The organism is Actinotignum timonense (genome assembly GCF_900155575.1).
Taxonomy (GTDB): domain Bacteria; phylum Actinomycetota; class Actinomycetes; order Actinomycetales; family Actinomycetaceae; genus Actinotignum; species Actinotignum timonense.
This window is the reverse complement of record NZ_LT706966.1, coordinates 1,601,135-1,626,584: the sequence shown is the minus strand read 5'-3', so window position 1 is coordinate 1,626,584 and position 25,450 is coordinate 1,601,135. Positions and strand designations below refer to the sequence as shown.

Sequence of the window (25,450 nt, the reverse complement as noted above, 5' to 3'; positions counted from 1 at the left end):
TTCGCCATCGCACACTCTCGGTATGTATGTGGATGCGGTGCAGCGCCTGGATATCAATGCTGGTTTGCTGGTGGAGTATGCGCCCGGGCTGGTGTGCGCGGCTGATTGCGCCGCCTATCGGGCGCTGCGAGCCTCTCTTCTTGCCCCGCTGGTGGGGAGCGGCGCGATTGCCATTACCCTGAGCGCATTATGGGTTCATACCGGGTATTGGCCGGCGGACCGGCTGGTGCGGGTCTGTAGCGTGCGGGTGAAGTCCCGGGCTCGCCGCAAGCCGCCGCCCGAGGAACGCCAATCGATAGCCGGCTTGTGCTTGACTACCCTGCCGCGCACGATCACGGATATTTTCCACCAGGAAGAACTTCACCTCGCGATTACCTGCGCCTTGGAAGTGGCGCGGCGTCGCCTTCTCAAAGCTGATGAGTGGGACGCGGTAGCACGGAGCCTCGCCGGGAGGCAACATGCCCCCGCCCGCAGTGCCCTGCGCGCCATTGCCCTGCGCTAGGTGCGCGGGGGCTCCACCCGGCGCTGGTTGGCGGGCTTCGAGTTGGTCACCCGGTAGGCGTCGTACACGCCTTCGATTTTGCGCAGATCCGCGAGCACCCGGGCCAGGTGGTGGGGATCGGCCATCTCGAAAGTGAAGGTATTACGCACCATGCGTTCCTTCGTGGTCATCATATTGCCGGCCAGCAGATTCACCCCGTTATCCAGCAGGGCCCGGGAAATATCAGAGAGCAGGCCCTGGCGATCCAAGGCATCCACCTGGACCTGGATCACGTAGACGGCTTCGGAATCATCGGCCCAATGTACCTCAAGGAAGCGTTCGGGTTGCTTTTGCAGCTGTTCCACATTGGGGCAATCGGCACGGTGAATGGATACCCCCGAGCCGCGGGTCACGAAACCGACGATGGCATCGGGAGGAACCGGGGTGCAGCAGCGGGCCAGCTTGACCATAACGTCGCCGGCTTCCATCCCCTGGACCACCACGGCGTTATCGGTACTCGCGGTGCTCCGCCGCCGCGAAATACGGTTCGGGGTCACCGCCTCCGCCAGGGTTTCTTCCACCCCGGCCTGCCCGCCCTGGGAGGTAATGAGGTTACGCACCACGGTTTCGGGAGAAATATCCCCCTCCCCGATACCGGCGTACAGATCATCCACGGAACTGCGCCCGGCTTCCCGTGCTACTTCCGCGAGGGTGTCATGGCTCATGAGGCGCTGGACGGGCTGGCTGCGCTTGCGGATCGCGCGGGCCAACTTATCCTTGCCTTCTTCCACCGCTTCATCCCGGCGGCTCTTCTTGAACCACACCCGGATCTTGGCGCGGGCGCGCGGGCTGGCCACGAAATCAAGCCAGCCGAGGGAGGGCCCGGCATCCGGGCTTTTCGCGGTAATGATCTCAACCGTATCGCCCGATTCCAGCTTGTGATCCAGGGTGACAAGGCGATCATTCACCCGCGCACCTACGGTACGGTGCCCCACTTCGGTGTGGACGGCATAGGCGAAATCAACCGGGGTGGCACCCGTGGGAAGTTCCATGACTTCCCCTGCCGGGGTGAATACATAGACCTTATTACCGGAGATCTCATAGGAGAGGGATTCGAGGAATTCCGCCGGGTCCGCGGTTTCCCGCTGCCAATCGACCAGCTGGCGCAACCAGTTAAGCTGCGTGGTTTCTTCATCGACTTTCGCGGCCCCGCCCCCGCGCTTGGTGGCATTCGGGTTTTCCTTGTAGCGCCAGTGCGCAGCCACGCCGTATTCGGCACGCCGGTGCATATCGTAGGTGCGGATCTGGATTTCCAGAGAGCGGTTATCCGGGCCGATGACGGTGGTGTGAATTGACTGGTAGAGGTTGAATTTCGGGGTGGTGATATAGTCCTTGATCCGCCCCTGAATCGGCGTGAAAATCGTATTGGCAACGCCCAGAACCGCGTAGCAATCCGGGATGGTTTCTACCAGCACCCGCACTCCCACGAGGTCGTAAATATCCTCGAAGTCCTTACCCCGCAAAATCATTTTTTGATAGATGGAGTAATAGTGCTTGGGGCGGCCGGTGATCGTGCATTTAATATGGGAGGTCTTGAGCTCCCGCTCCAAGATCGCCTTAATTTTCGCGATATACGCCTCGCGTTCCGGGGTGCGTTCCTGCACCAGGGATTCAATTTCGGCGTAGACCTCCGGATACATGGTTTTGAAGGAAAGATCCTCAAGCTCCCATTTAATGGAATTCATGCCGAGACGATGCGCGAGGGGCGCGTAAATTTCCAGGGTTTCATGAGCCTTGGAGCGTGCCTTTTCCTGCGGCATGAAACGCCACGTGCGGGCATTATGGAGCCGGTCGGCAAGTTTGATGAGGAGCACGCGGATGTCTTTAGACATCGCGATCACCATTTTGCGCACGGTTTCCGCCTGCGCGGCTTCCCCGTATTCGACCTTATCGAGCTTCGTGACCCCGTCCACGAGGAGTTCCACGGTGGAACCGAAATTCTCCCGGACCTGCTCGAGGGTGTACCCGGTATCTTCCACGGTGTCATGGAGGAGGGCTCCCACGAGGGTGTCCTCATCCATACCGAGTTCGGCGAGGATAGTTGCCACCGCGACCGGATGCGTAATATACGGCTCTCCCGAGCGCCGCTTCTGGCCGCGGTGGCATTCCTCCGCCACGTTATACGCCCGGATAATGCGTTCCTTATCCACATTTCCCAGGGCGCGCATAAGGGGTTCCAGGGCATCAGGAACCTGGCTGGCCGTGCGTCCGGTCAACCACGATAGCCGCGATAGTACCCGCGGACCTTGCGATTCCGACATGCCCTACTCCCCTCTTGACTTAATCGAAGGTTAGCACCGCTTCGACCTGTCTACCGGCCAGACGCTCCCGGCCGCCCATGCCTGCCAGCTCAATGAGCATGCACAGGCCGGCCACAATCCCGCCTGAGCTTTCTACCAGCTCACAGGCGGCATGTGCGGTTCCACCGGTGGCGAGAACGTCATCGATGATGAGAACGCGCTGTCCATCTTCAATATTAAAGGGCTGAACTTCCATCCGGGCCGAACCGTATTCCAGTTCATAATCAACCCCGATCACCGGCCCTGGCAGGCGCCCGGCTTTGCGGATGGTGACCATCCCCAAACCCATGGCGTAGGCCAGCGGAGCGGACAGAATAAATCCGCGTGATTCCAGCCCGGCGACGGCGTCGATCTTACCTTCGTAGTGGCGCGCCAGTTCATCAATAAAGAGGTGGAAAGCTTCACCGTCAGCTATGAGCGGGGTGATATCGCGAAAGATCACCCCGGGTGCCGGGAAGTTTTCACGTTCTCGGACCCGGCTGGCCGCGAGTTCCACGAGCTGCGAAGAAAAGGCACTACTCACTTCCTGCTCCTCTTCTTGCGGCGCGGCTGCGCTGCATTACCGAGATGGTGGCCCGGTTCGAGAACCGCGGATACCACGTCTTCTTCGGCAACGCCGGCCTCAACGCGTTCGGCGCGCGCGGCAGCTACTTCCGCGTTATGAGCCTTGATGCGCGGATCGGCATTCGTCAGGGTGACGGCGAGCGGCGCGGCCAGGAAGATGGAGGAGTACGCCGAGAGCAGCAGACCCACGAAGAGCACCAGCGCCAGATCGCGCAGTGTCCCCGCACCCATGAGATACACCCCGATGAAGAGGATGGACGCCACCGGCATAATCGAGGTGACGGAGGTGTTAATGGAGCGGATGAGGGTCTGATTGACGGCGTGGTTCGTGGATTCCCCGAAGGTCACGCGATGCTGGCGCAGCACGTGTTCGGTATTTTCACGGACCTTATCGAAGACCACCACGGTGTCATACAGGGAGTACCCGAGAATGGTCAGCAGGCCGATAACGGTGGACGGCGTGAATTCGAAACCGAAGAGGCAGTAAATCCCCACCGTCACCACAAGGTCATGGAAGAGCGCAACGATGGCACCCAGGGCGTTACGCCAAGACCGCATATAGGCCCACAGGGCCAGCAGCACCAGCACGATAAAGACCACGAAACCTTGGAGGGCCTTCGTGGAAATATCCTGGCCCCATACCGGGCCGATATAGGTGGAGGTGACATTCTGAACAGAGGTGCCGTAGGCTTCGGCCAATTCCGTGCGAATAGCTTCTGTTTCCGCGTTCCCCACCCCGGTACCGTCGGCATTCGCCGAGGTCTGGATACGCAGGGAGTTCTCCCCCACCTGGGCCACGCGGGCGGCTTCATCCCCGCCGTGGCGGGCCATGATATCCGAGGCGAGGCGCTGATCGGTGGTTTGCGCTTCCGAGACCGTGAATTGGGATCCCCCGGTGAACTCAATACCCATATTGAGTCCGCGGGTGAACAGCGCGATAAACGAGGCGATCACGCAGATAATCGCGATGGTGTACCAGGTCTTGCGCCGCTGCACAATTTTGAAGCTGCGCCGCCCCGAGTAGAGATCATTACCTAAGCTGTACATCGACATTAGGCGTTCTCCTTTCCCTCGCTGCTCGCGGGGAGAGCGGCCCGGCGTTCCCGGGTGCGACGCTCGGCGAGCGAGCCTTCCCCGGGAACCTTACGGCCGCGGTACGCCGGGGTATGCGCCAAATGCTTGGCGGACATACCCGATGCCGGGTGCCCCCCGCCGAAGAACTTGGTGCGCACCAGCAGCGTCATAAGCGGATAGGTAAACATAAAGACGACGACGAGGTCGAGGATAGTAGTAAGCCCCAAAGTGAAGGCGAAACCACGCACCGAGCCCACCGCGATGAAGTAGAGCACCCCGGCCGCGATGAGGTTAACGGAGTCGGAGGCGATAATCGTGCGGGTTGCGCGCTTCCAACCGCGTTGCACCGCGGTGCGGACGGCGTGTCCGTCACGAATCTCATCGCGGATACGTTCGAAGAACACGATGAAGGAGTCGACCGTAATACCGATAGAAATAACCAGGCCGACGACGCCGGCCATCGACAATCGGTAACCCATCACCCAGGAGAGCAAACAAATAACCCCGTAGGATAGACCCGTGGCAAGCACCACCGAACCCACCGCCACGATGGCGAGGGCGTGGTACTGCCAGACGAGGTAAAGAACAATAAGCACAAGACCGATCAGCCCGGCCACGAGGCCCGCGCGCAGCGATTCGGAACCGAGGGTAGCCGAAATTTGCTGTTCGGATTGCACCTCGAATTCCAGGGGTAGCGAACCGAATTGCAACTGGTTGGCCAGCACGCGCGACGTCGTCGCATTAATACCGGAACCGTTAATAACGGCCTGTCCACCCGAAATCTGGGTTTGCGGGACCGCGGAGGAAATAACGCGACCGTCCAACACGATAGCGAATTGGTTTTGGGGACTTTGCAAGCCCACCAGCCGCCCGGTCACTTCGGAGAACTTCTGGGCGCCCTCGTTATCGAATTCCAGCTGCACGATCCACTGGCCCTGCTGCTGATCGAAACCGGAGGTGGCGCGCGTCAGGTTCGTTCCGGCGATTTCGGCCGGGCCGAGCACGTACTTATAAGGCGTCACTTCACCGGTCTTGGAATCTTCGCTTTGCCCGCAAGCCACCAGCGCGGTATCCGGGTTTTCTTCCGGAGCAGTGGCGGGGTTTTCCGCGGTGCAATCCAAAGTCAGCGCATCGTAGGTGACCCGCTCGGTTTTAGCCCAGGCCGGATCCGAGGCGCTGGTGGGCTCGCTAGGCGGAGTGGTGGAGAGCTTGCCGTCCCCGTCCGCGTCGGCGGCCTTCATGGCGGCTTCTTCCAGCGCGGTACCGGTGAGAGGCGCGGCATTCTCGCCCTCGCCCTTCATGGTTCCCGGGTTCGCCATGGCGAGCACCGGGCGCATCCGCAACACCGCGGAATTACGCACGAGGTCGAGGGTTTCCTGGCTGGGGTGCCCGGGCAGACCCACCACAATATTGGATCCACCCTGGGAGGTGATCTCCGCTTCTGCCACACCCGAGGCGTCCACGCGCTGGCGGATAATTTCAATCGCCTGATTGACATCTTCCGAGGTGATCTCGGAATTATCCGTGGTCTTCGGGGTGAGAATAAGCTCCGTGCCGCCTTCCAGGTCGAGGGCGAAATTCGGGGTCCACCGGGATTCCGATCCGGATCCCGTTACCGAGCCCACGCCCAGGGAGACGAAGAGCGCGATCGCCAAGATCGCAAGGGTAATGATCCGGCGCCAGGATAACCGGACGCCGGAATTTTTAGATTGAGACATAGTGTTTACTTCCAGGCCGAGCCCGACTCATCTTTCTTTTCACCAAAAGCCGAGTCCGTGCTCCGAGGAGTCACGTGACCGGTCACTTCCGGGGTGGCCGCGCCAGTGGGAGCACCGGTTCCCGCGGCATTATCCGCAACCGCCCCGGCCCCGGATTCTTCCGAAGCGCTCAGGCGGGCAGCTTCCGCGACATCTTCCGCCGCCGCTTCTTCTTCACTGACCGGCGCGAAGGGAATAGAGGCTTGCTCCCGAATGGCCAGGCGCGACCACACAGTTTCATCCCCGGAGGGACTTTCGAGCGTCACCGCATCCCCGTCAATCGCAACAATGCGCCCGTAAAAACCAGCGGTGGTCATGACATCCGTGCCCACCACCAGAATGCTATTGCGGTGTTCTTCAGCACGTGCCCGGGCCTTCTTATTGGACTGGGACATGAACAGCACCATCCCTACCAGAATGATGCCCATGATGGCGAATTCCACGCGAAAGCTCCTTGGAAAAGACAATAATTACCGTGCCAGTTTACCGTGCATAGCTGAAAACACCGGCGGCCGTGACGAAACTAATCTGTAGGCGGAGTTAAACCGAGGTGGCTCCAGGCCCGCGGGGCCGCCATCCGCCCGCGCGGGGTACGCACCAGATAGCCTTCGCGCACCAAATAGGGCTCCACCACTGTCTCTACCGTTTCGGGTTCTTCCCCAACAGATACCGCGAGGGTGGTCAGGCCCACCGGCCCGCCCCCGAAACGGGTGCAGATCGCTTCGAGCACCGCCCGATCGAGGCGGTCCAGCCCGGCCGGATCCACCTGGAAAAGATCGAGGGCAGCCCGCGCGGCCCGCAGGTCCAAATCCCCGGTACCGCGCACCTGCGCCCAGTCCTGGACGCGCCGCAGCAGCCGGTTGGCGATACGCGGGGTGCCGCGCGAACGCCCGGCAATTTCCTGGGCCGCATCCTCGGTAATGGTATGGCCGAGCTTGACGGCATTACGCCGCACAATACGGGCCAGATCGCGCTGTTCGTAATATTCCAGGTGCGCCGTAAAGCCGAAGCGATCACGTAAGGGAGCGGGCAGTAAGCCGGCGCGCGTCGTCGCCCCTACTACCGTGAAGAACGGCAGCGGCAGCGGAATCGAGGTGGCTCCCGGGCCCTTCCCCACCATCACGTCTACCCGAAAATCTTCCATGGCCAGGTAGAGCATTTCTTCGGCATTGCGGGCCAGGCGGTGGATTTCGTCGATGAAGAGGACGTCGTTTTCCTGCACGGAGGAAAGAATCGCGGCCAGGTCGCCCGAATGTTGGATCGCCGGGCCGGAGGTCAGGCGCAGCGCCCCGCCCACCTCGGCGGCAATAATCATGGCGAGGGTGGTTTTCCCCAGGCCCGGCGGCCCGGAAAGGAGCACGTGATCGGGGGTGCGCCCGCGTTGCACCGCGGCCTGAAGCACGAGGGAGAGCTGGTCGCGCACGGTATCCTGGCCCACGAATTCGGAGAGCTGGCGCGGGCGCAGGGCCGCTTCCGCGGCGCGTTCCGTTTCGCTGGCTTCCGGGGATACCAGGCCGGCATCGAAGGACATTTCTTCGCTCATCGGCGGGCCCCTAGTACTTGCAGACTGGCGCGCAGGAGCTGGGCCACGGTGCCCTGCGGTATTTGCGTGCGCGCTTCTTCATAAGCGGCGACGGCGTCGCTTTCCTTCCACCCCAGCCCTACCAGACCGGCAACTACGGCACTCGGATCCGCCTCGGGGCTGGCTGCTTCACCGGCGGCCACCGGAGCCGGGCCGAGCTTATTACCCAGCTCTAAAATAATACGCTGGGCGCTTTTCTTGCCGATACCGGGGACCCGGGTGAGGGCCGCCTCGTCCTTGGATTGCACGGCGGCACGCAGGGCGTTCGGGGTGTGGACGGAGAGGAGCGTGAGCGCAACTTTGGCGCCGATTCCGGAAACCGTCTGCATGATTTCGTAAACATCGCGCTCATCGGCTTCGCTAAAACCGTAGAGGGAGGGCAGGTCATCGCGGCTAGCGACCAGCGAGGTGTAGAGAAAAGCTTCCGCGCCTTCCCGCAGGCGCGAGAGGGTATCCGGCGTCGCAAAAACTTTGACGCCCCACCCGCCGACCTCCACCACCGCGAATGTGGTGGTAATACGGCTCACAGTTCCGCGAATACTTGCAATCACTCCGGGCTCCCTTCCTCATGACTCTAACCGCTAGCGGAGCGGTGCGGGGAAACCGCACCGGCGCGCCGGCTCATGCGTTCGGCTCCCGCCCACATGCGCTGCGCCGGCGTTAAATCAGCTCCTTCGGCACGCGGGAGGGTGCCGGCCCCGCCGTGCTGGCCGTTATCCACCGTGGCGTCCAGGGCGTGGGCGCCCCCGCGCCAGGCGTGGGTAATCGCGATGGCCAGGGCATCCGCGGCATCCTTAGGGCGCGGCAATTCCGCCAGACCCAAAATCCGCTGCACCATATTTTGCACCTGGAGTTTCCCGGCGCGCCCCGAGCCCGTCACCGCCGCCTTCACTTCGGAGGGCGAATGCAGGCCGAGGGGCAGCTGGGCGCGGGCGGCGGCCAGCATCGCGATACCGGCCACCTGCGCGGTGGAAGTTACCGAACGCACATTTTCCTGCGCGAAAACGCGTTCCACCGCCACGACTTCGGGGGAAAACTCCGCGATCACCGCGTCAATTTCATCCGCGATGAGGAGGAGACGCCGATGCGGGGCCAGGTCCACCGGGGAACGCGCCACCCGCATATCCACCAGGCGCACCCGCCGCGTCACATCGGCGTCAATGGTTCCCAACCCGCAGCGCGTGAGTCCCGGGTCAATCCCCAGAATGCGCACTACTCACCCTCGAGCTCGGCGAGGATGTCGTCGGCGATATCCGCGTTGGTGTAGACCTCTTGAATATCGTCCACATCGTCAAGGGCATCGGTGAGCTTAAGGAGCTTTTCCGCACCGCTCCGGTCGAGGGGAACATTGGTGGAGGGCACAAAGCGCGATTCGGCGGAATTGTAGTCAATTCCAGCTTCCTGGAGCGCGGTGCGCACGGCTACCACATCGCTGGCCGCGCAGTAGATGGTGAAGGTATCGCCGTCGTCCTCAATTTCTTCGGCGCCGGCGTCAAGAACGGCCATGAGGACGTCGTCCTCGGTGTTCTCCCCCTTGACCGCTTCCACCACGCCGCGGCGGTTGAAGAGGTAGGAAACCGAACCGGGATCCGCCAGCGTTCCGCCATTGCGGGTGAGGGCGGTGCGCACATCCGAGGCGGCGCGGTTGCGGTTATCAGTCAGGCATTCGATGAGGATAGCCACTCCGCCCGGGCCGTAGCCTTCGTACGTAATGGCTTCGTACTGGATGGAATCATCGGTTTCACCCGAACCACGCTTAACGGCGCGATCGATATTATCGGCCGGCACCGAGTTCTGCTTGGCCTTGCGGATCGCGTCAAAGAGCGTGGGGTTACCCGCGGGATCGCCACCACCGGTTGCCGCCGCCACTTCGATGTTCTTGACCAGACGCGCGAAGAGCTTGCCGCGCTTGGCGTCATTAGCGGCTTTCTTATGCTTGGTGGTTGCCCACTTGGAGTGTCCTGACACGTGTCCTCCCGAGTAGATAAAAACTTCCGGAGCCATTGTACGCGGTTCGCGGCCCGGGAACTATTACCCGGGCCGCAGCGCGCCTTAGTTTTCCTGAGGGGAGATTTTCCTGAAGGTCAGTTTTCCCGCGCTTCGGTTTCCCGCACTTCAGTTTTCTTGAGCTTGAGTTTTCCCGCGCTTCAGTTTTCCCATATCTCGCGGCAGATGCCGTCCCAGCCGTTATGCACCTGGGCCGCGAGCTCCGCGAGGCCCGCCGGGTAGACCCGCTCGCTCGGAGAGCCGATAAGTTGCGTGCCGGCGCGCCAGTGGATGGCGTCGAGGAGTTCTTCTTCCGCCGCGGTCCAGGCCCGCCCGCGTCCGGTCACCGCCGCGCGGGCGCGCTTCGCGTCGAGGCGCACCGCGAAAAATACTTCGTCCTGGTTGAGGGTGGCACGCGCGAAACGAAAAGTTGCGCGCCGGCGCAGGACCGGCCCGATGAGTTCCGTTTCAGTTACGACGACGCCGGTCTCCTCCCGAAATTCTCGTACCGCTGCCGCCCGGGGGCTTTCCGTATCTTCCAATCCCCCGCCGGGCGTGAACCACCAGCGGTGGGTGGGGTCATCCCGGTCGTGGCCGCGGATGAGGAGGACACAGCCGGCCTCATCCAGGGCGATAATGCGCGCGGCGCGCCGCGGGGTAGTGGTCATCGGGTGCTCTTATTCATCATCAATATCGATGGTTTGCGGGACCGGGGCGTGCCCGGCAATGGGGAAAATGGAGAGGACCCGGGAATTTCGTACCCGGCGAGCCTGGTCCACATGCGAATTATGGAAGGAACGCGTCATGCGCACATCGAGGCGGGCGCGCTCCAAGCGCCGGTAAAATTCGCGGGCCGCCGCATCCGTCATATCATTCGGGTCCAGCTCATCCACGGTGAGGCGCAAGGCGCGGGAAAGCTCGGATTCCACCGCGCGCCGCTCCCGGGCAGCCACTGCCGGATCGGGCAGATCTGCGCGCATATCACCGGGCAGGGCCTCCAATCCGTCCGCCACCACCGGAAGCATGGAGGCGGACAGCACCCGCTGGGCGCTATCGGTGAGGATAAGAGCCCCGGCCATATCCAGCTCCCCGGACATCGCCATATCGTAGGCGGTGCGGGCACGGGCGGCGAGGGCCTGTTCTACCGCCCGGCGGGATTTCAGCAGAGTGGTGTGGAGGCGGTCGAGGCGGCGGGCCGCCAGGGCCGCGCTGAACCCGAGCAGAAGGAGCACCACACCGGCGAGGAGGGCAAGGGACCACCAAAGATTCACTGCTCTACCTCCATCTGGGCGGTACGCACCGCGGTTTCGTACACGGCAAAGACTTGGGAGGCCACCGTGGACCAGTCGTAACGTTGGGCTTCGGCCTGGCCGGCCTGGGCCACCCGGGCCCGGCGCTGCGGATCACGCAAGGCCGCCAGCGCAACCCGAGCCAGATCCTCCGGGTCTTCGTTAGCGAAGTGGTCCCCGAAAGTTCCCCCGCCCAGCACCGCGCGGAAAGCGGGAATATCCGAGGCGAGCACGAAACCACCCGCACTCATCGCTTCGATAAGAATAATTCCGAAGGATTCACCCCCGGTATTGGGTGCCACGTAGAGGTCCACGCTGGCGAGCATCGCCGCTTTATCGGCATCGCTGACCGGCCCGAGGAAGATAACCTGAGCGGCCGCTTCCCCGAAGAGTTCCCGGGCTGCTTCCTCATCGCCTTTTCCGGCCACGAAGAAGCGCGCTTGCGGATAGTCGCGCAGGATGAGCGGGGCGGCGGCGGCCAGCACGGGCAAGCCCTTGCGCGGTTCGTCCAGGCGGCCGAGGAATCCGAAAGTGGGCGAATCGGGCGTGCCGGTGAAGCGGGCATCGCGCGGCACTTCGAAATCAGCGGTGTACACGCCGTTGGGAATAATAAAAGCGTCCCCGCCTAAATATTGCACGGTGGTGCGGCGTGCTTCTTGGGAGACCGCGATCCGCGCCTGGATTTTTTCCAGGATGGGGCGCAGCACCGGGGAGAAAAGGTCGAAGGCCCGGGAGCGATCCATGGCGGTGTGGTGGGTGGAGACCACCGGGCATTCCGCGCTCATGAGCGCGAGCATCGACACGGAGGGAACGAAGGGTTCGTGCACGTGGAGCACATCGAAATTCCCTTCGCGCAGCCAGCGCCGCACCGCGCGATTGACGCGCGGCCCGAAGGAGAGGCGCGCCACCGAACCGTTATAGGGAATCGCCACGGAGGCGCCCACCGGCACCACGTAATCGGGCAGCGCCTCGTTTTCTTCACTCGGGGCGATCACCGAAACACTGTGCCCGCGGGCGATGAGTTCCTCGGCTAGATCCCGGATATGGAATCCCACTCCCCCGGGCACGTCCCACGAATAGGGGCAGGCAATCCCGATGTTCACGGCGTTCCTTCCTTCGCGTCGTACTCTGCTTGCCGGCGCGCGAGCTCCCGGGCGGCTTTTTCGCGATTGGTGCGGTAGCGCTCGCGGTCCAAATCTGCAACGAAAACGGGCTGGAGCATATGCCAATCCCCGGGGTGTTCGGCAAGCACCTCTTCGAAAGCCGTGATCCATTCCTGGGTGATGCGCGCGATGTCCGCGTGGCGCTCGCGCGGGGAGGCCGCGGCATCCACGCGGGCGCGAATAGGTGCGCCGCTGCGCAGCACCATGCGCCACCGGGTGGGTACGGCCCGGGTACGTTCCTTTTTCACGTAGTAGGAAAAAATAGGAACGACGGCGCAGCCGGTATCTATGGCAAGAATGGCCGGTCCGGCGGCGGCGAGCATTTTCTCCCCGAAGAATTCCACTTCCACCCCGGATGCGGTGAGATCGCGATCCGCGAGAACCGGGGCCAGGATGGGACCCTGCCGGGTGTCCTCCGCGAGGCGATGAATAGCCCCGCCACCTTTGACCACGGGATAGATAACCATCCCAATATTTTCACGCAGTCGCACGAAGCGCTCGAATACCTCGGCCGGTTCGAGCTTTTCGACCAGGGTGTGCACGGGGGCGAGGAAATAGCGCGACCAGGCCCCGGCCATATCCCAATTGCCCATGTGCATGAGTGCCCCGATGAGGGCATGGCCGCGGGCGAATTCCGCGCGGGCAGAATCCAGGCCGTCCTCGATAACCCGCGCCGCGAAATCATCAGCTTCCCAGGTTCCCAGGCGCAGGGCTTCGTAATAGTAGCGCATATAGGAACGCATGGCCGCACGGCTCAGCCGGCGGGCAGCGCGCCCGCGCGCATCTGGCCGTACCCGTGCCAGGTTGCGGCGTAGCTGCTGGGTTCCGCGCAGCGGCAGGGTTCCGGCGACCGTCCCGACCGCGGCGAAGAGGCCGCGGCCCACCGGTTCGGGGAGCCGGGCCACCGCCCCGGTGGCGCGGAAAAGAAGATTGCCGAGATTCACTGGCCGCTCCCCTGGCCGGCCCGCTCCCCGGCGCTCTGTTTATCGCCACTCTGCTCAGCGCGGGACTGCCGGTAGACGGTCACCATGCGCTGGGCTACCGTGATCCACCCGGCTACCGCGAGGTAGGCCAGGGCCACCAGCAGTACCCAGGCGCTCGCCCCGTAGCCGGTGATCAGCGCCCCGAGGAGCACAATAACCAGCCGATCAGCGCGTTCGCTGATCCCCACATTCGCGGTGAATCCCACCGCTTCGGCGCGGGCGCGCGCGTAGGAGGTGCACAGCGCGGCCGGCAGGGCCGCCAGGCAGGCCAGGGCCAACCACTCGGTCAGTCCCGCGCCAGCCCCAATATTCCAGCGTACGATCCACAGCAGAATCCCGCAGAATATCGCAGAATCAGCCAGGCGGTCCAGAGTGGAATCCAGGAAGGCACCCCAGCGGGACGCGGTTCCGGTGAGCCTCGCGATTTGGCCGTCAAGGCTGTCGAAAATCACGGTGATACCGATAATCCAGGAGGCCCACACGGGGTGCCCGAGGGGATAGAGGATGAGCGCGCAGGCCACCACCGCCACGGTTCCGGTGATTGTTACCGCATCGGCGCTGATCCCCGCGCGCACGCACAGGCGCGCGATGGGACCGAAAATTGCCTGGGCCAGGGGCCGCCCGCTCCGAGAGAGCATTAGAACTTCTCCGCTTCCGGCTCGTTAGCGCGCCGTCGTACCACATCCACGATATGCGCGATCGCTTCGTCAATAGCGACCCCGTTATGCTGTTCGCCGTCGCGGAAACGGAAGGACACGGCGCCGGCATCGACGTCGTCCCCACCGGCAATGAGGGTGAAGGGAATCTTCTCCTTCGCGGCGTTACGAATCTTCTTACCGAAGCGATCATCGGAAGTATCCACCTCGGCGCGAATATGCTGCTCACGCAGGCGCCGGGCAATATCTTCGCAGTACTCGTTGAAGGTTTCAGCCACCGGCACCAGGCGCACCTGCACGGGGGCGAGCCAGGCGGGGAACGCCCCGGCGTAGTGCTCGACCAGCACGCCCAGGAAGCGTTCGATGGAACCGAAGAGGGCCCGGTGGATCATAACCGGGCGCTGGCGCGAGCCGTCCGGCGCGGTGTATTCCAGCCCGAAACGCTCGGGGAGGTTGAAATCAAGCTGGATGGTGGACATCTGCCAGGTGCGGCCGATGGCATCGCGCGCCTGCACCGAGATCTTGGGGCCGTAGAAGGCCGCCCCTTCCGGATCGGGCACCAGCTCCAGGCCGGAGGAGAGCGCCACTTCTTCCAGGGTGCGGGTGGCTTCCTCCCAGAGGTCATCATCCCCGATGAACTTCTTCGGGTCCTTCGTGGACAGCTCGAGGTAGAAATCGTTGAGACCGTAGTCCTTGAGGAGGGACAGCACGAAAGTGAGCAGGGAGGAAAGTTCCTCGCGCATCTGCTCGCGGGTGGTGTAAATATGAGCATCATCCTGGGTGAAGCCGCGGGCGCGGGTAAGGCCGTGGATAACACCGGACTTTTCGTAACGGTAGACCGTCCCGAATTCGAAGAGCCGCAACGGCAGATCGCGGTAGGAGCGCCCACGCGCCTTATAAATAAGGGAGTGCATGGGGCAGTTCATCGGCTTGAGGTAGTAATCCTGATCCTCATCCACCCGCATGGCCGGGAACATGCCGTCCTTGTACCAGGATAGATGCCCGGAGGTTTGGAAGAGCTGCCCCTTGGTGATATGCGGGGTATTGACAAAGTCGTAGCCGGCTTCAATATGACGCTGGCGGGAATAGTTTTCCATTTCCATGCGGATAATGCCGCCCTTGGGATGGAAGACCGGAAGCCCGGAACCAATTTCATCGGGGAAGGAGAACAGGTCCAGTTCGGTGCCCAAGCGGCGGTGGTCCCGGCGCTGCGCTTCGGCAATGCGGGTCTGGTAGGCATCCAGTTCTTCCTTACTCGGCCAGGCGGTGCCGTAAATGCGCTGGAGGTGATCATTATTCTGATCGCCCTTCCAGTAGGCGGCCGAGGCCCGGGTGAGCGCGAAACCATTGCCGATGAACTTGGTGGAGGGCAGGTGGGGCCCGCGGCACAGATCGGTCCACACCACATCGCCGTGACGGTTGACGTTGTCGTACATGGTGAGGCCGCCGTGGCCCACTTCCACGCTGGCACCGTCCGCATCGTGGCCCTTGGTGGTGATGAGCTCAAGCTTGTAGGGCTGGGAGGCTTCTTCCTGGCGCGCTTCTTCTTCGGTGACTTCGCGGCGCACGAAACGCTGATTTTCCTTGACGATGCGCTTCATGCGCTTTTCGAGCTCTTTCAGCATCTCCGGAGTAACCGGGTCAATATTGCCGAAATCGTAGTAGAAGCCGTCCTCAATGAAGGGGCCGATGCCCAGATTCGCATCGGGGTAGATCTGCTGGACTGCCTGGGCCAGCACGTGGGTGGCGGAATGGCGGAGAATATTGAGCCCGTCCGGGGAGTCGATGCGTACGGTTTCCACCTCGGCGCCGTCCAGCGTGGTCAAATCCGTGGCCAAATCCTTGAGTTCCCCGTTAACTTTCAGGGCGACAATCGCGCGATCCGCGGCGAAGTAGGCGGTTCCCGGGCACGGTTCGTCAAGGGTGACGAGGGTGCCGTCCACGGATAGACGTGCGGGCATAGTTTTCTCCTTAGTTCTATTTTTCACGGCATCCAGACCGGGGATGCCCGCCCACCAGGATACCTGTTTCGCTCCGGGCCCGCCCGCGCGGCTCTACCGCGAACACGGCGAAGGGGACGCACCTCACGCCTGGTGAGATGGTCCCCTTCGCTATGAGTCACGGCTGCGGCGCACACCCGTCAGCGCGAGCGATTTAGTTTTCGACCGCGGCGGCCTTCATGAACCAGCCCTGCAGCTCCAGGTTGCGAGCGACCCCGATGAGCAGGTCACCGCTGAGCGGATCGGCTTCGTCCACCTTGGACAGGTCATTCTGGATACGCCGGGAAGCCCCGTAGAGCTTCTCCGCCATCACGGTGTAGACATCGTCCACATTGAAGGGACCGGTGCCCGCATCATCCAGACCGCTTTCCTTGGCGACCGTCACGGCCCGACCATCCGGGAAGCCCCCGATGGTGGCGATGCGCTCGGCAACCTCATCAAGGTCGGTACGGGTCACGGACACAACTTCATCAAGAGCGAGGTGGAGGGCGCGGAAACGCGCACCCTGAATATTCCAGTGGTACTGCTTAGCTTGCAGGGAGAGGTCAATAAGATCGGTCAGCGTGCGCTGAAGAGCATCGATAACAACTTTTTCGGCCATTGATCCATCCTTTCGTTTACGCCTATAGGTCTACCCGCTTGATTGCGGAAAATATAGTCAGGAAGACCTAACGCGGGGCTGCGCACCGTTCTTTTTCACCCGCTTTTTCCGCACGACGACGCCGCTTTGCCGCGTGGTTGCGCGCTTTTACGCTCATGGCATGATTGCTTCCAGCTTGAGGCGGCCACCCGGGACTTTGGTCATTTACTTCCCCATCTATTCTGTTAGCTGGCTCTGGTGCGATCATCCGCTCGACACGGACAAGTATGGACGATGTGAGCGGTGGTGCCTACAAAAAGCAAGTCCACAACAGCAGACCTCACAGGATGCAACCCCACGACATCAAAACAATTTCTTAACGTAGCTGCCGTTGCACCTTGATTCCGGGCGGGCGTGGTACGGGGTGCAATAGGTGGTGAATAAATATGGTGGGCGATACTGGGATCGAACCAGTGACCTCTTCCGTGTCAGGGAAGCGCGCTCCCGCTGCGCCAATCGCCCGAGCGGATGACGGGGCTCGAACCCGCGACCTCAACCTTGGCAAGGTTGCGCTCTACCAACTGAGCTACATCCGCACTGTTTCACAGCGAGCCACTAGTTTACCCAACCGTGAGAGCCGGGTCAAAATGGCGCTGCAAGGAAATAGTGGTGGGCGATACTGGGATCGAACCAGTGACCTCTTCCGTGTCAGGGAAGCGCGCTCCCGCTGCGCCAATCGCCCCGCGAGGTGGGTACGGGATTCGAACCCGTGTACACGGCTTTGCAGGCCGTTGCCTCGCCTCTCGGCCAACCCACCGTCCGGATACGTGAGAGGAATATGGGCACGTGTGCCGCTTTGCCTTTCTTCACATCCGAGCGGATGACGGGGCTCGAACCCGCGACCTCAACCTTGGCAAGGTTGCGCTCTACCAACTGAGCTACATCCGCGTGGCCGATCAACAATCACTAACCAAGCCGCGCTGGCCAGGTTAACCGTGGCGGGAACCGCCGCGGCGACGTCGATGACATCGAAAAACTATAGCGACATTCCGCGCACCCGGTCAAACCGGGGCAGTGAGGTGCACACCACGTTAGTTAAATTTGAGTTTCTCCGCCCACCCCCTATAAGCTTGCGTGATGCACGGGCCGTTACGGTCGCCCGGGCGATTAGCTCAGTGGTAGAGCGCTTCGTTCACACCGAAGAGGTCACTGGTTCGAACCCAGTATCGCCCACCGTCTCGCTAGATTTTCAGTAGATTCCCACTTTCGTATGAGATACTCAGGTATGAGAATTTGGCCTGGACACCCGTATCCGCTGGGCGCTACTTTCGACGGCACCGGCACGAATTTCGCGATTTACTCCTCCGTGGCTGAGAAAATCGAACTCTGCCTACTTGACGATAACAACAAAGAAACCCGCGTGGAACTGCGGGAAGTTGATGCCAATGTTTGGCATTGTTACCTCACCTCAATTCGGCCCGGGCAGCGTTACGGATACCGCGTCTACGGTCCCTACGATCCGGCCCAGGGGCTGCGCTGCGATCCTTCCAAGTTCCTCCTGGATCCCTACGCCAAAGCCATCGAAGGCAATATCACCAATGCTCAGGAAGTCTTTTCCTATGACTTCAACGATCCTTCACAACCGTGCACTTTGGATTCGCTCGGCCACGTGCCGGTTTCCGTGGTTATCAGCCCCTACTTCGATTGGGGCTATGACCGCCCGCCCAAGCATGAATATAACGAAACCATTATTTATGAGACGCACGTGAAGGGCTTCACCCAGCGCCACCCGGACGTTCCCGAAGAATTACGCGGTACCTACCAGGGCCTCACCCACCCGCCTGTTCTCGATTACTTCACCTCCCTGGGGGTGACGGCTATTGAGCTCATGCCGGTGCACCAGTTCATCAATGACACCTCGCTCCAGGATCGGGGCCTGAGCAATTACTGGGGTTATAACACCATCGGATTCTTCGCGCCCCATGATGGCTACGCCACCCGCTCGCGCGGGGAGCAAGTCGATGAGTTTAAGGCCATGGTCAAGGCCTTCCACGAAGCCGATATTGAGGTCATCCTTGACGTGGTGTACAACCACACGGCGGAGGGGAACCACATGGGCCCCACCCTATCCTTCAAGGGTATTGATAATCGCTCCTACTACCGCCTGGTCCCCGATGACCCGCGGCACTATTTCGATACCACAGGGACCGGGAACTCCTTGAATATGACCTCCCCACATACCCTCCAACTCATTATGGATTCATTGCGGTACTGGGTGACGGAAATGCACGTGGATGGTTTCCGTTTCGATTTGGCTTCCACCCTGGCTCGCGAACTCCACGCGGTGGATAAGCTTTCTTCCTTCTTTGACATCATCCAGCAGGATCCCATCATTTCCCAGGTCAAACTCATTGCCGAACCCTGGGATGTGGGCGAAGGCGGCTACCAGGTGGGCGGTTTCCCACCGCTGTGGACGGAATGGAACGGCAAGTACCGTGACACCGTGCGTGATTTCTGGCGCGGGGAACCGGCCGCCCTGCCGGAATTCGCCTCCCGCCTAACGGGCAGCGCGGACCTGTATGAATCCTCCGGGCGCCGCCCCTTCGCCTCCATTAATTTCGTGACCGCCCACGATGGTTTCACCATGCGCGATCTGGTTTCTTATAACGAGAAGCACAATGAAGCCAATGGCGAAAACAACGCGGATGGCGAATCGAATAACCGCTCCTGGAATTGCGGGGAAGAAGGCCCCACGGATAATCCCGAAATCCTCGATCTGCGCGAACGCCAAATCCGCAATTTCATCTCCACCCTGCTGCTCTCCCAAGGCGTTCCCATGATTTCCCACGGTGATGAAATTGGGCGCACCCAGGGCGGTAATAACAACACCTACTGCCAGGACAATGAGATCGCGTGGATGGATTGGGATCTCGATGATCGGCAGATGGATATTCTACAATTCACGCGGGCGGCTATCGCTTTCCGCAAGAATCACCCGGTGTTCCGGCGCCGGCGTTTCGTGGCCGGTTTCGATCCTGTATGCGAAGGCTGCCTCCCGGAAATCGAATGGTTCCGTCCCGATTCTAGCCAGATGGAAGATTCCGATTGGGATTCCGGGTTCGCGCGGGCCCTCATGGTATTCCTCAACGGCGCGGGTATCCGCGAACCCGATGAGCGCGGCAACCCGATTATTGATGATGATGTTCTCCTCATGTTCAATGCTGGCGACGACGAAGTTGAGTTCGCCATCCCGGGCGGCGTCTACGACCGCGAATGGACGGAGGTGGTCAATACCGCGGCGGAGGTCAATCCCCAGATCGTTTTCGCTTCCGGGGATACCACCAGCGTGATCGGGCGCTCCCTGCGCGTTTTCGTGCATGAGCCCTCCGAGGAAGATATCGACGACGCCCTGGCCGGCGCCCAAAACTCCGCAGGCCGTGCGCTAAGCTCGAAAGTATGACCGCAATCACTGACACCTCCAGTATTCCAGCTCTACGTTCCCACGTGCCCAGCGCCGGGCGGCGCCAGCCCGTGTCCACGTATCGGCTGCAACTCGGTCCCCACTTCACCTTCGCGGATGCCACCGCCCTGCTCCCCTACCTGGTGCAGCTCGGGATTACCGATGTGTACTGCTCCCCTATCCTCCAGGCCGCCCCGGGCTCCACGCACGGCTATGACGTGGTGGATCACACCCGGATTTCCGAGCCGATGGGCGGGCGGGCCGGTTTTGAGGCTTTTGCGAATGCCGCGCACGCGGCCGGCCTCGGCATCGTCGTTGATGTGGTGCCTAACCATATGGCCATGCCCACCCCACTCTACCTCAACCGCGCCATGTGGTCCCTGCTACGTGACGGCCCCGAGTCCCCCTATGCCTCCTGGTTCGATATCGACGTGGAGTCCAGCGACGATGGGATCCTCATCCCGGTGCTCGGCGAACGGGTGGGTACCGCGCTCGCCCGGGAGGCGATTAGCCTCGATCACGTCGTCGTACCGGGTTATGAGGGCGAAGGCGCAGTTCCCGTCTTGCGCTACTATGACCACGTTTACCCGGTCCGGAAAGGCACCGAATTTCTGCCGCTGGCAGAACTGCTACAACGCCAGTACTATCGGCTTGCCTATTGGCGGGTCGCCGAGGAAGAACTCAATTACCGGCGGTTCTTCGATGTGGATACCTTGGCCGGAATCCGGGTGGAGGATCCGGAGGTATTTCAGGCTTCCCACGCGCTGCTGCTTGAGCTGTTCCATGCCGGCTTCATTGATGCTTTCCGTATTGATCATCCTGATGGGCTGGCCGATCCGCGTCAGTATATGGAGCGTTTGCATGAAGCAACCGGCGGGGCGTGGATTGTGGCGGAAAAAATCCTGGAGGGCAACGAAAAGTTGCCTTCGGATTGGAAGTGCGCGGGGTGTACCGGGTATGAGGCTTCGTGGCGTATCGGGGCGCTGCTGACCGACCCGGAGGGAGTGCGTGCCCTCACCGCGAATTTCGTGCATCTATCCCATACCACCCAGCCGTATCCGGTTCTGGAGCGCGAGGCGAAAAGCCAGATTATGCATTCCTCCCTCCAGGCGGAAGTGGAGCGGATGGCGCGGCTCATGGCGGAAGTGTGCCGCGATGATCTGCGCCTGCGGGACCATTCCCAGCGCTCTTTGTACGATGCGGTCTCCGCGCTCGTCATCTGCATGGACCGGTACCGGGCCTACGTAGTTCCCGGGGAGAAAGCGCATGCCAGCGCTGAAACTGCGCTGCTTGAAGCAGCCGAACGCGCCCGGGGCCTGCTTTCCGAAGACCGGTGCGAAACCCTGGACGTTGTTGTTGATATTTTGCTCGGGCGGGAAATCGGGTCGGCAACGAAACGCCATGATGCTTCCCGAAACGAGGCGATTATCCGCTTCCAGCAGGTGTGCGGAGCGGTTATGGCCAAGGGCGTGGAGGATACCGCTTTTTATCGCTATACCGCGCTTACCTCGGCAACGGAGGTGGGATCCGATCCGCTGCGCGCATCGCTCACCCCCGATGAGCTGCATACCTGGACCCGGCAGATGATGGCGGATTGGCCCGTGATGATGACCACGCTCACCACCCATGATACGAAACGCGGGGAAGATACCCGCGCCGCTATTGCCACCCTGGCCGATTACCCCACCGAATGGTTGGAGCTCCTGGAACGGCTGCGCGAACGGCACGCCGCTTCCCGCCCGGCGGAACTCGATGGCCAGATCGAGAACCTCATGTGGCAAACAATTATGGGAACCTGGACGGATAACGGGCCTATCGAAGCTGATCGCCTCATTGACTACCTGCGCAAGGCCGCTCGCGAACAAAAATCGTGGACCACGTGGACCGAGCCGGATGAAGCACTGGAAACCGGGCTTTTTGCCTATGCACGCTCGGTTATTTCCACCCCGGAATCGGTGGCGGAGCTCACGGACTGGTGGGAACATACCCGCCCGGCACGCCGCGCGCGTATCCTCGCCGCGAAGGTTCTGGCCCTCACGCTGATCGGGGTGCCCGATACCTATCAAGGGGAGGAAATCACCCGCAATCTGCTGGTGGATCCGGATAACCGCCGCCCGGTGAATTACCCGCGGCTCGCCAGCATGCTTGAGCAGCTGGATAGCGCCGGGGCGCTCCCCGCGCAGGCGAGCGTCGATGAAGAAAAAATGTGGGTGACCTCGCGCCTTCTGCGCCTGCGCCGGGACCGCCCGGATCCTTTTGTTTCGCTGCGTTCGGGCTACGAACCGCTGGCCGCCACCACCGGAAATATTTTTGCTTTTACCCGCACCCTGGATGGGGAGCCGGATGTGATCGTGATAGTCTCGCGCCTCACGCACCGCCAGGAGGTGGCCGGGGGCTGGGGCGATGCGCATATTGTGCTCCCGCCCGGGCGGTGGCGCAGTGTGCTGGAGGAAGGAGAGCTCGAAGGGCCGCAGCTCTTTGTTCGTGATGCCTGCGCGAATCTGCCGGTGGCGGTGTACGTTCGCGCTGATACCTGCGGGTCCGACGCAGGAGGGAGCACCGATTAATGGAACCGCTGAGCGTATGGGCGCCGGGCCGTACGAGCGTTGAGGCCCTGGTAGACGGGGAGCTCCTCCCCTTCCGGCCGGTCACCGCCGCGGATATTGCGGCAGCGCGCGCGGGGCGCGACGGCGCGGCCCTGGCCAGCGGGCCGGGATGGTGGATCCTTGATACTCCCCTGCCGGCCGGCACCCGCTACCGCATCAGTCTGGATGGCGGGATGGGCCTGCCCGATCCGCGCACCCGGCGCCAGCCCGAAGGAGTCATGGGCCCTTCCGAAATTATTGATCTCGATGCCTTCGAGTTGTCGCCTTTCCCCGGGGTGGATCCGCTCGGCAAGGTCTTTTACGAAATGCATATTGGCACCTTCACTCCGGAGGGCACTTTCGATGCGGCGGCGCAAAAATTCGGGTACCTGCGCGAGCTCGGGGTGGATATCGTGGAGGTTATGCCGATTTGCCCGGTGCCCGGCACCCGTAATTGGGGCTATGACGGCGTGGATATCTATGCGGTCACCGAAAATTACGGTGGTCCGGCGGGTTTCGCGCGTTTCGTCGAGGCCGCACACCGCGCTGGCCTGGCGATATGCCTAGACGTGGTCTATAACCATTTCGGGCCCGACGGGAATTTCTTAGCTGAGTTCGGCCCCTACACCACGGATCGCTATTCTTCGGTGTGGGGCCCGGGTGTGAACGTGGACGGCCCGGATTCCGGCCCGGTGCGGCGTTATTTTATTGACAATATGCTCCAGTGGGCCCGCGATTACCACGTGGATATTTTTCGGCTTGACGCCGTCCACGCTATCCGCGACCGCTCCAGTAAACACATTCTCGCGGAATTATCCGACGCCGCCGCGGCTTTCGCCGCGGAAACCGGCCGGCATATCGCCCTCGTGGCAGAATCCGATCTCAATGATGTGAGGATGCTGCGCCCCACAAGGGCGGGAGGCTACGGTATGGATATGCAGTGGGCTGATGATATTCACCATGCCCTGCATGTCTATGTGACCGGGGAAGATTTCGCCTATTACGGGGATTTTGCGCTTCCCGGAGCCCTGGAAAAGGCCATGCGCCGTGTCTTCGTGCACGACGGTAATTTCTCTAGTTTCCGCAAGCAGAACTGGGGCGCACCGGTACCCGCTGCCCTCGATTCGCGCCGTTTCCTCGCCTACACCGAAAACCATGACCAGGTGGGTAACCGAGCCCTGGGTGACCGCCGCTCCTCTATTGTGAGTGCAGAACACACCCTTGTTGCTGATGCGCTCATGCTGCTCTCCCCCTTCACGCCTCTTCTCTTTATGGGTCAGGAGTGGAGTGCTTCCGCGCCCTTCCAATTCTTCACCGATCACACTCCGGAGCTAGGGGAACGTGTGGATGCGGGGCGGATTGCGGAATTTCGTGACTGGAATTGGGGTGAGCACGCCGGCCAGATTCCCCCACCCCAGGCGCTTTCTACGTTCACGCGCTCGCACCTGGACTGGGCGGAACTCGAGGAGCCCTCCCATGCTCGCTATCTCGAGGCGACCCGGGAGCTCCTGCGGCTACGGCGCGAGCACCCAGATTTTTCTTCCCCCAACCGGGAGGATTCGGAGATCGTGCGCCTGGGTGAGGCGGGATATTACCGGCGCGGAGCCAGCTTCGTGGTTTTCCATATAGGCGCGGCCGACCCGCTCCCCGCCGAAACAACCGCCAATAAACAAGATGAAACACAAGCGGAAACACAAGCGGAAGAAACGGCCGCCGCTGCTGCGCATCCAACCCGGATGCAGCTGCCGCCCGAGGCGGGCCATCTGCATACACTCCTCACCTGGGGCAGCGTGAGCGTGGCCGAATCCTATGTTGATTTTTCCGGGCCCGGTTTCGCGGTGCTCAGCCCCTACCGCGCCGGCCCAGGCGGCCCCGGGCAGTCCGAACCGCACCCACCGCGGAGCGTTTGGCGCGCAGCGCCAGCTTGAGACCGCGATAGTAGCGCGGGCGCAGCGGCACGTCCCAGGCACCGGCCACCTCGGTGAACTCGGCAGCGAATTTTTGTTTGTAGCCGGTCACGCCTTCTAATTGCGGGGCGCGCTCCGAATGCACCCCCATCAGGTCATAAGCTTTCCGCCCGGTTTCCCGCAGCCACGTTATGGTGTGCAGATCCATGAACATGGAGGCGTGGCGCTGGCGAGCCTCCGCACTGGTTGCCGCGTAATAGGCTTCCCCGAGGTCATCGGTAGCCAGCACGATCTGCCAGGCCAGCGCCCGCCCCTCCGCACGCGCCACGAAAAGCCGGGCGTGGTCCGGACCCAGGGATTCCAGCATGGTCACGTATTGGCTCATGGGTGCCGCCCCGAAATCATCCCGGGTGGCCGTTTCGGTGAGAATGGCGTACAGCTCCGGGAAAACCTCCCGGGCCCGCTCCGTTTCATCGCAAAATTCCAGGCCTTCTGCCTCGGCTTTGCGTGCTTGGCGGCGCCCCGACTTGGAGAAACTCGCCCGGATCTCCGCATCCGGGCGTGCGACGTCGACCATAACGGTGCGATCATAGGTGACCGTTTGCAGTAATTCGTGCAGATCCGGGGCCGGGTGCCAGGCGTGAATCCGCATGAAGGCGAGGCTGCGATCCGCGCCCCGCACCAGCCGCGCCAGCGCGGTCCGGAACTCCAGTTCTTCCGCCGCCGCGGGCCGTTCCCCGAGCCACACCGGGCCTTTTTTCGCCCACAGGTAAGTGAAACCGCGCCCTTCCATCCGGGTCAGAGAAATAAGGGCACGCGGTGCACCTGCGCTATCGCGCCACAGGAAACGCCCGAACGGTGCGTGGCCGGGCAGGGCATCCTCGTAGCGGTCCCAGGCGGGCAGCTGCTCGAGGGGCAGGCCGTGGCCGGCAGCCAGCTCCAGGTAGGTGGTGTCATCGATCCGCGACAGCGAGAGTGTAGACATGCCGCCATCCTACCTGCGCGGCGCGCCTGGCTAAAACC

Annotated in this window: 21 protein-coding genes and 6 tRNA genes; 5 read left to right on the top strand and 22 right to left on the bottom strand. The window is 62.0% G+C overall.

The window, feature by feature from the left end:
• Positions 1-22 precede the first annotated feature (22 nt).
• Complete coding sequence (locus tag CZ322_RS06885; RefSeq protein ID WP_143231876.1) at positions 23-502, top strand: hypothetical protein; 480 nt, start codon at positions 23-25, stop codon at positions 500-502.
• Here the strand turns inward: CZ322_RS06885 and CZ322_RS06880 are convergent.
• The 21 genes from CZ322_RS06880 to CZ322_RS06780 all read right to left on the bottom strand — a co-directional run bounded on the left by CZ322_RS06880 (position 499) and on the right by CZ322_RS06780 (position 17,423).
• Positions 499-2,802, bottom strand: a complete 2,304-nt coding sequence (locus CZ322_RS06880) for a RelA/SpoT family protein (protein WP_087070710.1) — start codon at positions 2,800-2,802, stop codon at positions 499-501. The genes CZ322_RS06885 and CZ322_RS06880 overlap by 4 nt on opposite strands.
• Positions 2,803-2,821: 19 nt before the next feature.
• A complete protein-coding gene (locus CZ322_RS06875) occupies positions 2,822-3,364 on the bottom strand; it encodes an adenine phosphoribosyltransferase (protein ID WP_026428855.1) in 543 nt (180 codons plus the stop codon).
• A complete protein-coding gene (secF, locus tag CZ322_RS06870) occupies positions 3,361-4,458 on the bottom strand; it encodes a protein translocase subunit SecF (RefSeq protein ID WP_087070709.1) in 1,098 nt (365 codons plus the stop codon). The genes CZ322_RS06875 and secF overlap by 4 nt, the downstream gene beginning before the upstream one ends.
• The gene (gene secD, locus CZ322_RS06865; RefSeq protein ID WP_087070708.1) at positions 4,458-6,197 is read right to left on the bottom strand and encodes a protein translocase subunit SecD; all 1,740 of its coding nucleotides are present in this window, start codon (positions 6,195-6,197) and stop codon (positions 4,458-4,460) included. Before secD ends, secF begins: the two co-directional genes overlap by 1 nt.
• A 5-nt stretch (positions 6,198-6,202) precedes the next feature.
• Complete coding sequence (locus tag CZ322_RS06860) at positions 6,203-6,679, bottom strand: preprotein translocase subunit YajC (RefSeq protein WP_087070707.1); 477 nt, start codon at positions 6,677-6,679, stop codon at positions 6,203-6,205.
• A gap of 80 nt (positions 6,680-6,759) precedes the next feature.
• Positions 6,760-7,779: a Holliday junction branch migration DNA helicase RuvB gene (gene ruvB, locus CZ322_RS06855; RefSeq protein ID WP_087070706.1), complete on the bottom strand. Its 1,020-nt coding sequence runs from the start codon at positions 7,777-7,779 to the stop codon at positions 6,760-6,762.
• The gene (gene ruvA, locus CZ322_RS06850; RefSeq protein ID WP_087070705.1) at positions 7,776-8,369 is read right to left on the bottom strand and encodes a Holliday junction branch migration protein RuvA; all 594 of its coding nucleotides are present in this window, start codon (positions 8,367-8,369) and stop codon (positions 7,776-7,778) included. The genes ruvB and ruvA overlap by 4 nt, the downstream gene beginning before the upstream one ends.
• A 23-nt stretch (positions 8,370-8,392) precedes the next feature.
• A complete protein-coding gene (gene ruvC / locus CZ322_RS06845; protein WP_026428850.1) occupies positions 8,393-9,031 on the bottom strand; it encodes a crossover junction endodeoxyribonuclease RuvC in 639 nt (212 codons plus the stop codon).
• Positions 9,031-9,786 carry a YebC/PmpR family DNA-binding transcriptional regulator gene (locus tag CZ322_RS06840; protein WP_087070704.1) on the bottom strand — a complete coding sequence of 252 codons (756 nt, stop codon included), beginning with the start codon at positions 9,784-9,786 and terminating at the stop codon, positions 9,031-9,033. Before CZ322_RS06840 ends, ruvC begins: the two co-directional genes overlap by 1 nt.
• A gap of 179 nt (positions 9,787-9,965) precedes the next feature.
• On the bottom strand, positions 9,966-10,472 hold the full coding sequence (locus tag CZ322_RS06835) for an NUDIX hydrolase (protein ID WP_087070703.1): 507 nt from the start codon (positions 10,470-10,472) through the stop codon (positions 9,966-9,968).
• A gap of 9 nt (positions 10,473-10,481) precedes the next feature.
• The gene (locus tag CZ322_RS06830; RefSeq protein ID WP_087070702.1) at positions 10,482-11,075 is read right to left on the bottom strand and encodes a hypothetical protein; all 594 of its coding nucleotides are present in this window, start codon (positions 11,073-11,075) and stop codon (positions 10,482-10,484) included.
• Complete coding sequence (locus CZ322_RS06825; protein ID WP_087070701.1) at positions 11,072-12,196, bottom strand: glycosyltransferase family 4 protein; 1,125 nt, start codon at positions 12,194-12,196, stop codon at positions 11,072-11,074. Before CZ322_RS06825 ends, CZ322_RS06830 begins: the two co-directional genes overlap by 4 nt.
• Entirely contained in the window at positions 12,193-13,200 is a 1,008-nt protein-coding gene (locus tag CZ322_RS06820; protein ID WP_087070700.1) for a phosphatidylinositol mannoside acyltransferase, read from the bottom strand. The genes CZ322_RS06825 and CZ322_RS06820 overlap by 4 nt, the downstream gene beginning before the upstream one ends.
• Positions 13,197-13,877, bottom strand: coding sequence for a phosphatidylinositol phosphate synthase (pgsA, locus tag CZ322_RS06815; RefSeq protein WP_087070699.1), 681 nt, complete (start codon positions 13,875-13,877; stop codon positions 13,197-13,199). The genes CZ322_RS06820 and pgsA overlap by 4 nt, the downstream gene beginning before the upstream one ends.
• A complete protein-coding gene (thrS, locus tag CZ322_RS06810) occupies positions 13,877-15,856 on the bottom strand; it encodes a threonine--tRNA ligase (protein WP_180948674.1) in 1,980 nt (659 codons plus the stop codon). Before thrS ends, pgsA begins: the two co-directional genes overlap by 1 nt.
• A 193-nt stretch (positions 15,857-16,049) precedes the next feature.
• On the bottom strand, positions 16,050-16,496 hold the full coding sequence (locus CZ322_RS06805) for a Dps family protein (protein WP_087070697.1): 447 nt from the start codon (positions 16,494-16,496) through the stop codon (positions 16,050-16,052).
• 426 nt (positions 16,497-16,922) lie between these two features.
• Positions 16,923-16,997: transfer RNA gene (locus CZ322_RS06800), tRNA-Val, on the bottom strand.
• A 1-nt stretch (position 16,998) separates the two neighbouring features.
• A tRNA-Gly gene (locus CZ322_RS06795) sits at positions 16,999-17,071 on the bottom strand.
• Positions 17,072-17,142: 71 nt separating this feature from the next.
• Positions 17,143-17,217: transfer RNA gene (locus tag CZ322_RS06790), tRNA-Val, on the bottom strand.
• Positions 17,218-17,221: 4 nt separating this feature from the next.
• A tRNA-Cys gene (locus tag CZ322_RS06785) sits at positions 17,222-17,292 on the bottom strand.
• Between the two features lie 58 nt (positions 17,293-17,350).
• A tRNA-Gly gene (locus CZ322_RS06780) sits at positions 17,351-17,423 on the bottom strand.
• A 213-nt stretch (positions 17,424-17,636) separates the two neighbouring features.
• Between CZ322_RS06780 and CZ322_RS06775 the strand changes: the two genes are divergently transcribed.
• From CZ322_RS06775 to treZ, 4 genes are all read left to right on the top strand, one after another.
• Positions 17,637-17,708 (top strand) — tRNA-Val (locus CZ322_RS06775).
• A 52-nt stretch (positions 17,709-17,760) separates the two neighbouring features.
• Positions 17,761-19,935: a glycogen debranching protein GlgX gene (gene glgX / locus CZ322_RS06770; protein ID WP_087070696.1), complete on the top strand. Its 2,175-nt coding sequence runs from the start codon at positions 17,761-17,763 to the stop codon at positions 19,933-19,935.
• Entirely contained in the window at positions 19,932-22,502 is a 2,571-nt protein-coding gene (treY, locus tag CZ322_RS06765; RefSeq protein ID WP_234984494.1) for a malto-oligosyltrehalose synthase, read from the top strand. Before glgX ends, treY begins: the two co-directional genes overlap by 4 nt.
• The gene (treZ, locus tag CZ322_RS06760; RefSeq protein ID WP_087070695.1) at positions 22,502-24,448 is read left to right on the top strand and encodes a malto-oligosyltrehalose trehalohydrolase; all 1,947 of its coding nucleotides are present in this window, start codon (positions 22,502-22,504) and stop codon (positions 24,446-24,448) included. The genes treY and treZ overlap by 1 nt, the downstream gene beginning before the upstream one ends.
• Here the strand turns inward: treZ and CZ322_RS06755 are convergent.
• The gene (locus tag CZ322_RS06755) at positions 24,363-25,412 is read right to left on the bottom strand and encodes a lipid II:glycine glycyltransferase FemX (protein ID WP_087070694.1); all 1,050 of its coding nucleotides are present in this window, start codon (positions 25,410-25,412) and stop codon (positions 24,363-24,365) included. The genes treZ and CZ322_RS06755 overlap by 86 nt on opposite strands.
• Positions 25,413-25,450: the final 38 nt, after the last annotated feature.

Bases quoted from the DNA above. Each gene is read 5' to 3' on its own strand.
- secD (WP_087070708.1), bottom strand. From the start codon at position 6,197: ATGTCTCAATCTAAAAATTCCGGCGTCCGGTTATCCTGGCGCCGGATC.
- treY (WP_234984494.1), top strand. From the start codon at position 19,932: ATGACCGCAATCACTGACACCTCCAGTATTCCAGCTCTACGTTCCCAC.
- CZ322_RS06755 (WP_087070694.1), bottom strand. From the start codon at position 25,412: ATGTCTACACTCTCGCTGTCGCGGATCGATGACACCACCTACCTGGAG.
- secF (WP_087070709.1), bottom strand. From the start codon at position 4,458: ATGTCGATGTACAGCTTAGGTAATGATCTCTACTCGGGGCGGCGCAGC.
- CZ322_RS06805 (WP_087070697.1), bottom strand. From the start codon at position 16,496: ATGGCCGAAAAAGTTGTTATCGATGCTCTTCAGCGCACGCTGACCGAT.
- thrS (WP_180948674.1), bottom strand. From the start codon at position 15,856: ATGCCCGCACGTCTATCCGTGGACGGCACCCTCGTCACCCTTGACGAA.
- CZ322_RS06835 (WP_087070703.1), bottom strand. From the start codon at position 10,472: ATGACCACTACCCCGCGGCGCGCCGCGCGCATTATCGCCCTGGATGAG.
- pgsA (WP_087070699.1), bottom strand. From the start codon at position 13,877: ATGCTCTCTCGGAGCGGGCGGCCCCTGGCCCAGGCAATTTTCGGTCCC.
- glgX (WP_087070696.1), top strand. From the start codon at position 17,761: ATGAGAATTTGGCCTGGACACCCGTATCCGCTGGGCGCTACTTTCGAC.
- CZ322_RS06885 (WP_143231876.1), top strand. From the start codon at position 23: ATGTATGTGGATGCGGTGCAGCGCCTGGATATCAATGCTGGTTTGCTG.
- ruvB (WP_087070706.1), bottom strand. From the start codon at position 7,779: ATGAGCGAAGAAATGTCCTTCGATGCCGGCCTGGTATCCCCGGAAGCC.
- treZ (WP_087070695.1), top strand. From the start codon at position 22,502: ATGGAACCGCTGAGCGTATGGGCGCCGGGCCGTACGAGCGTTGAGGCC.
- CZ322_RS06880 (WP_087070710.1), bottom strand. From the start codon at position 2,802: ATGTCGGAATCGCAAGGTCCGCGGGTACTATCGCGGCTATCGTGGTTG.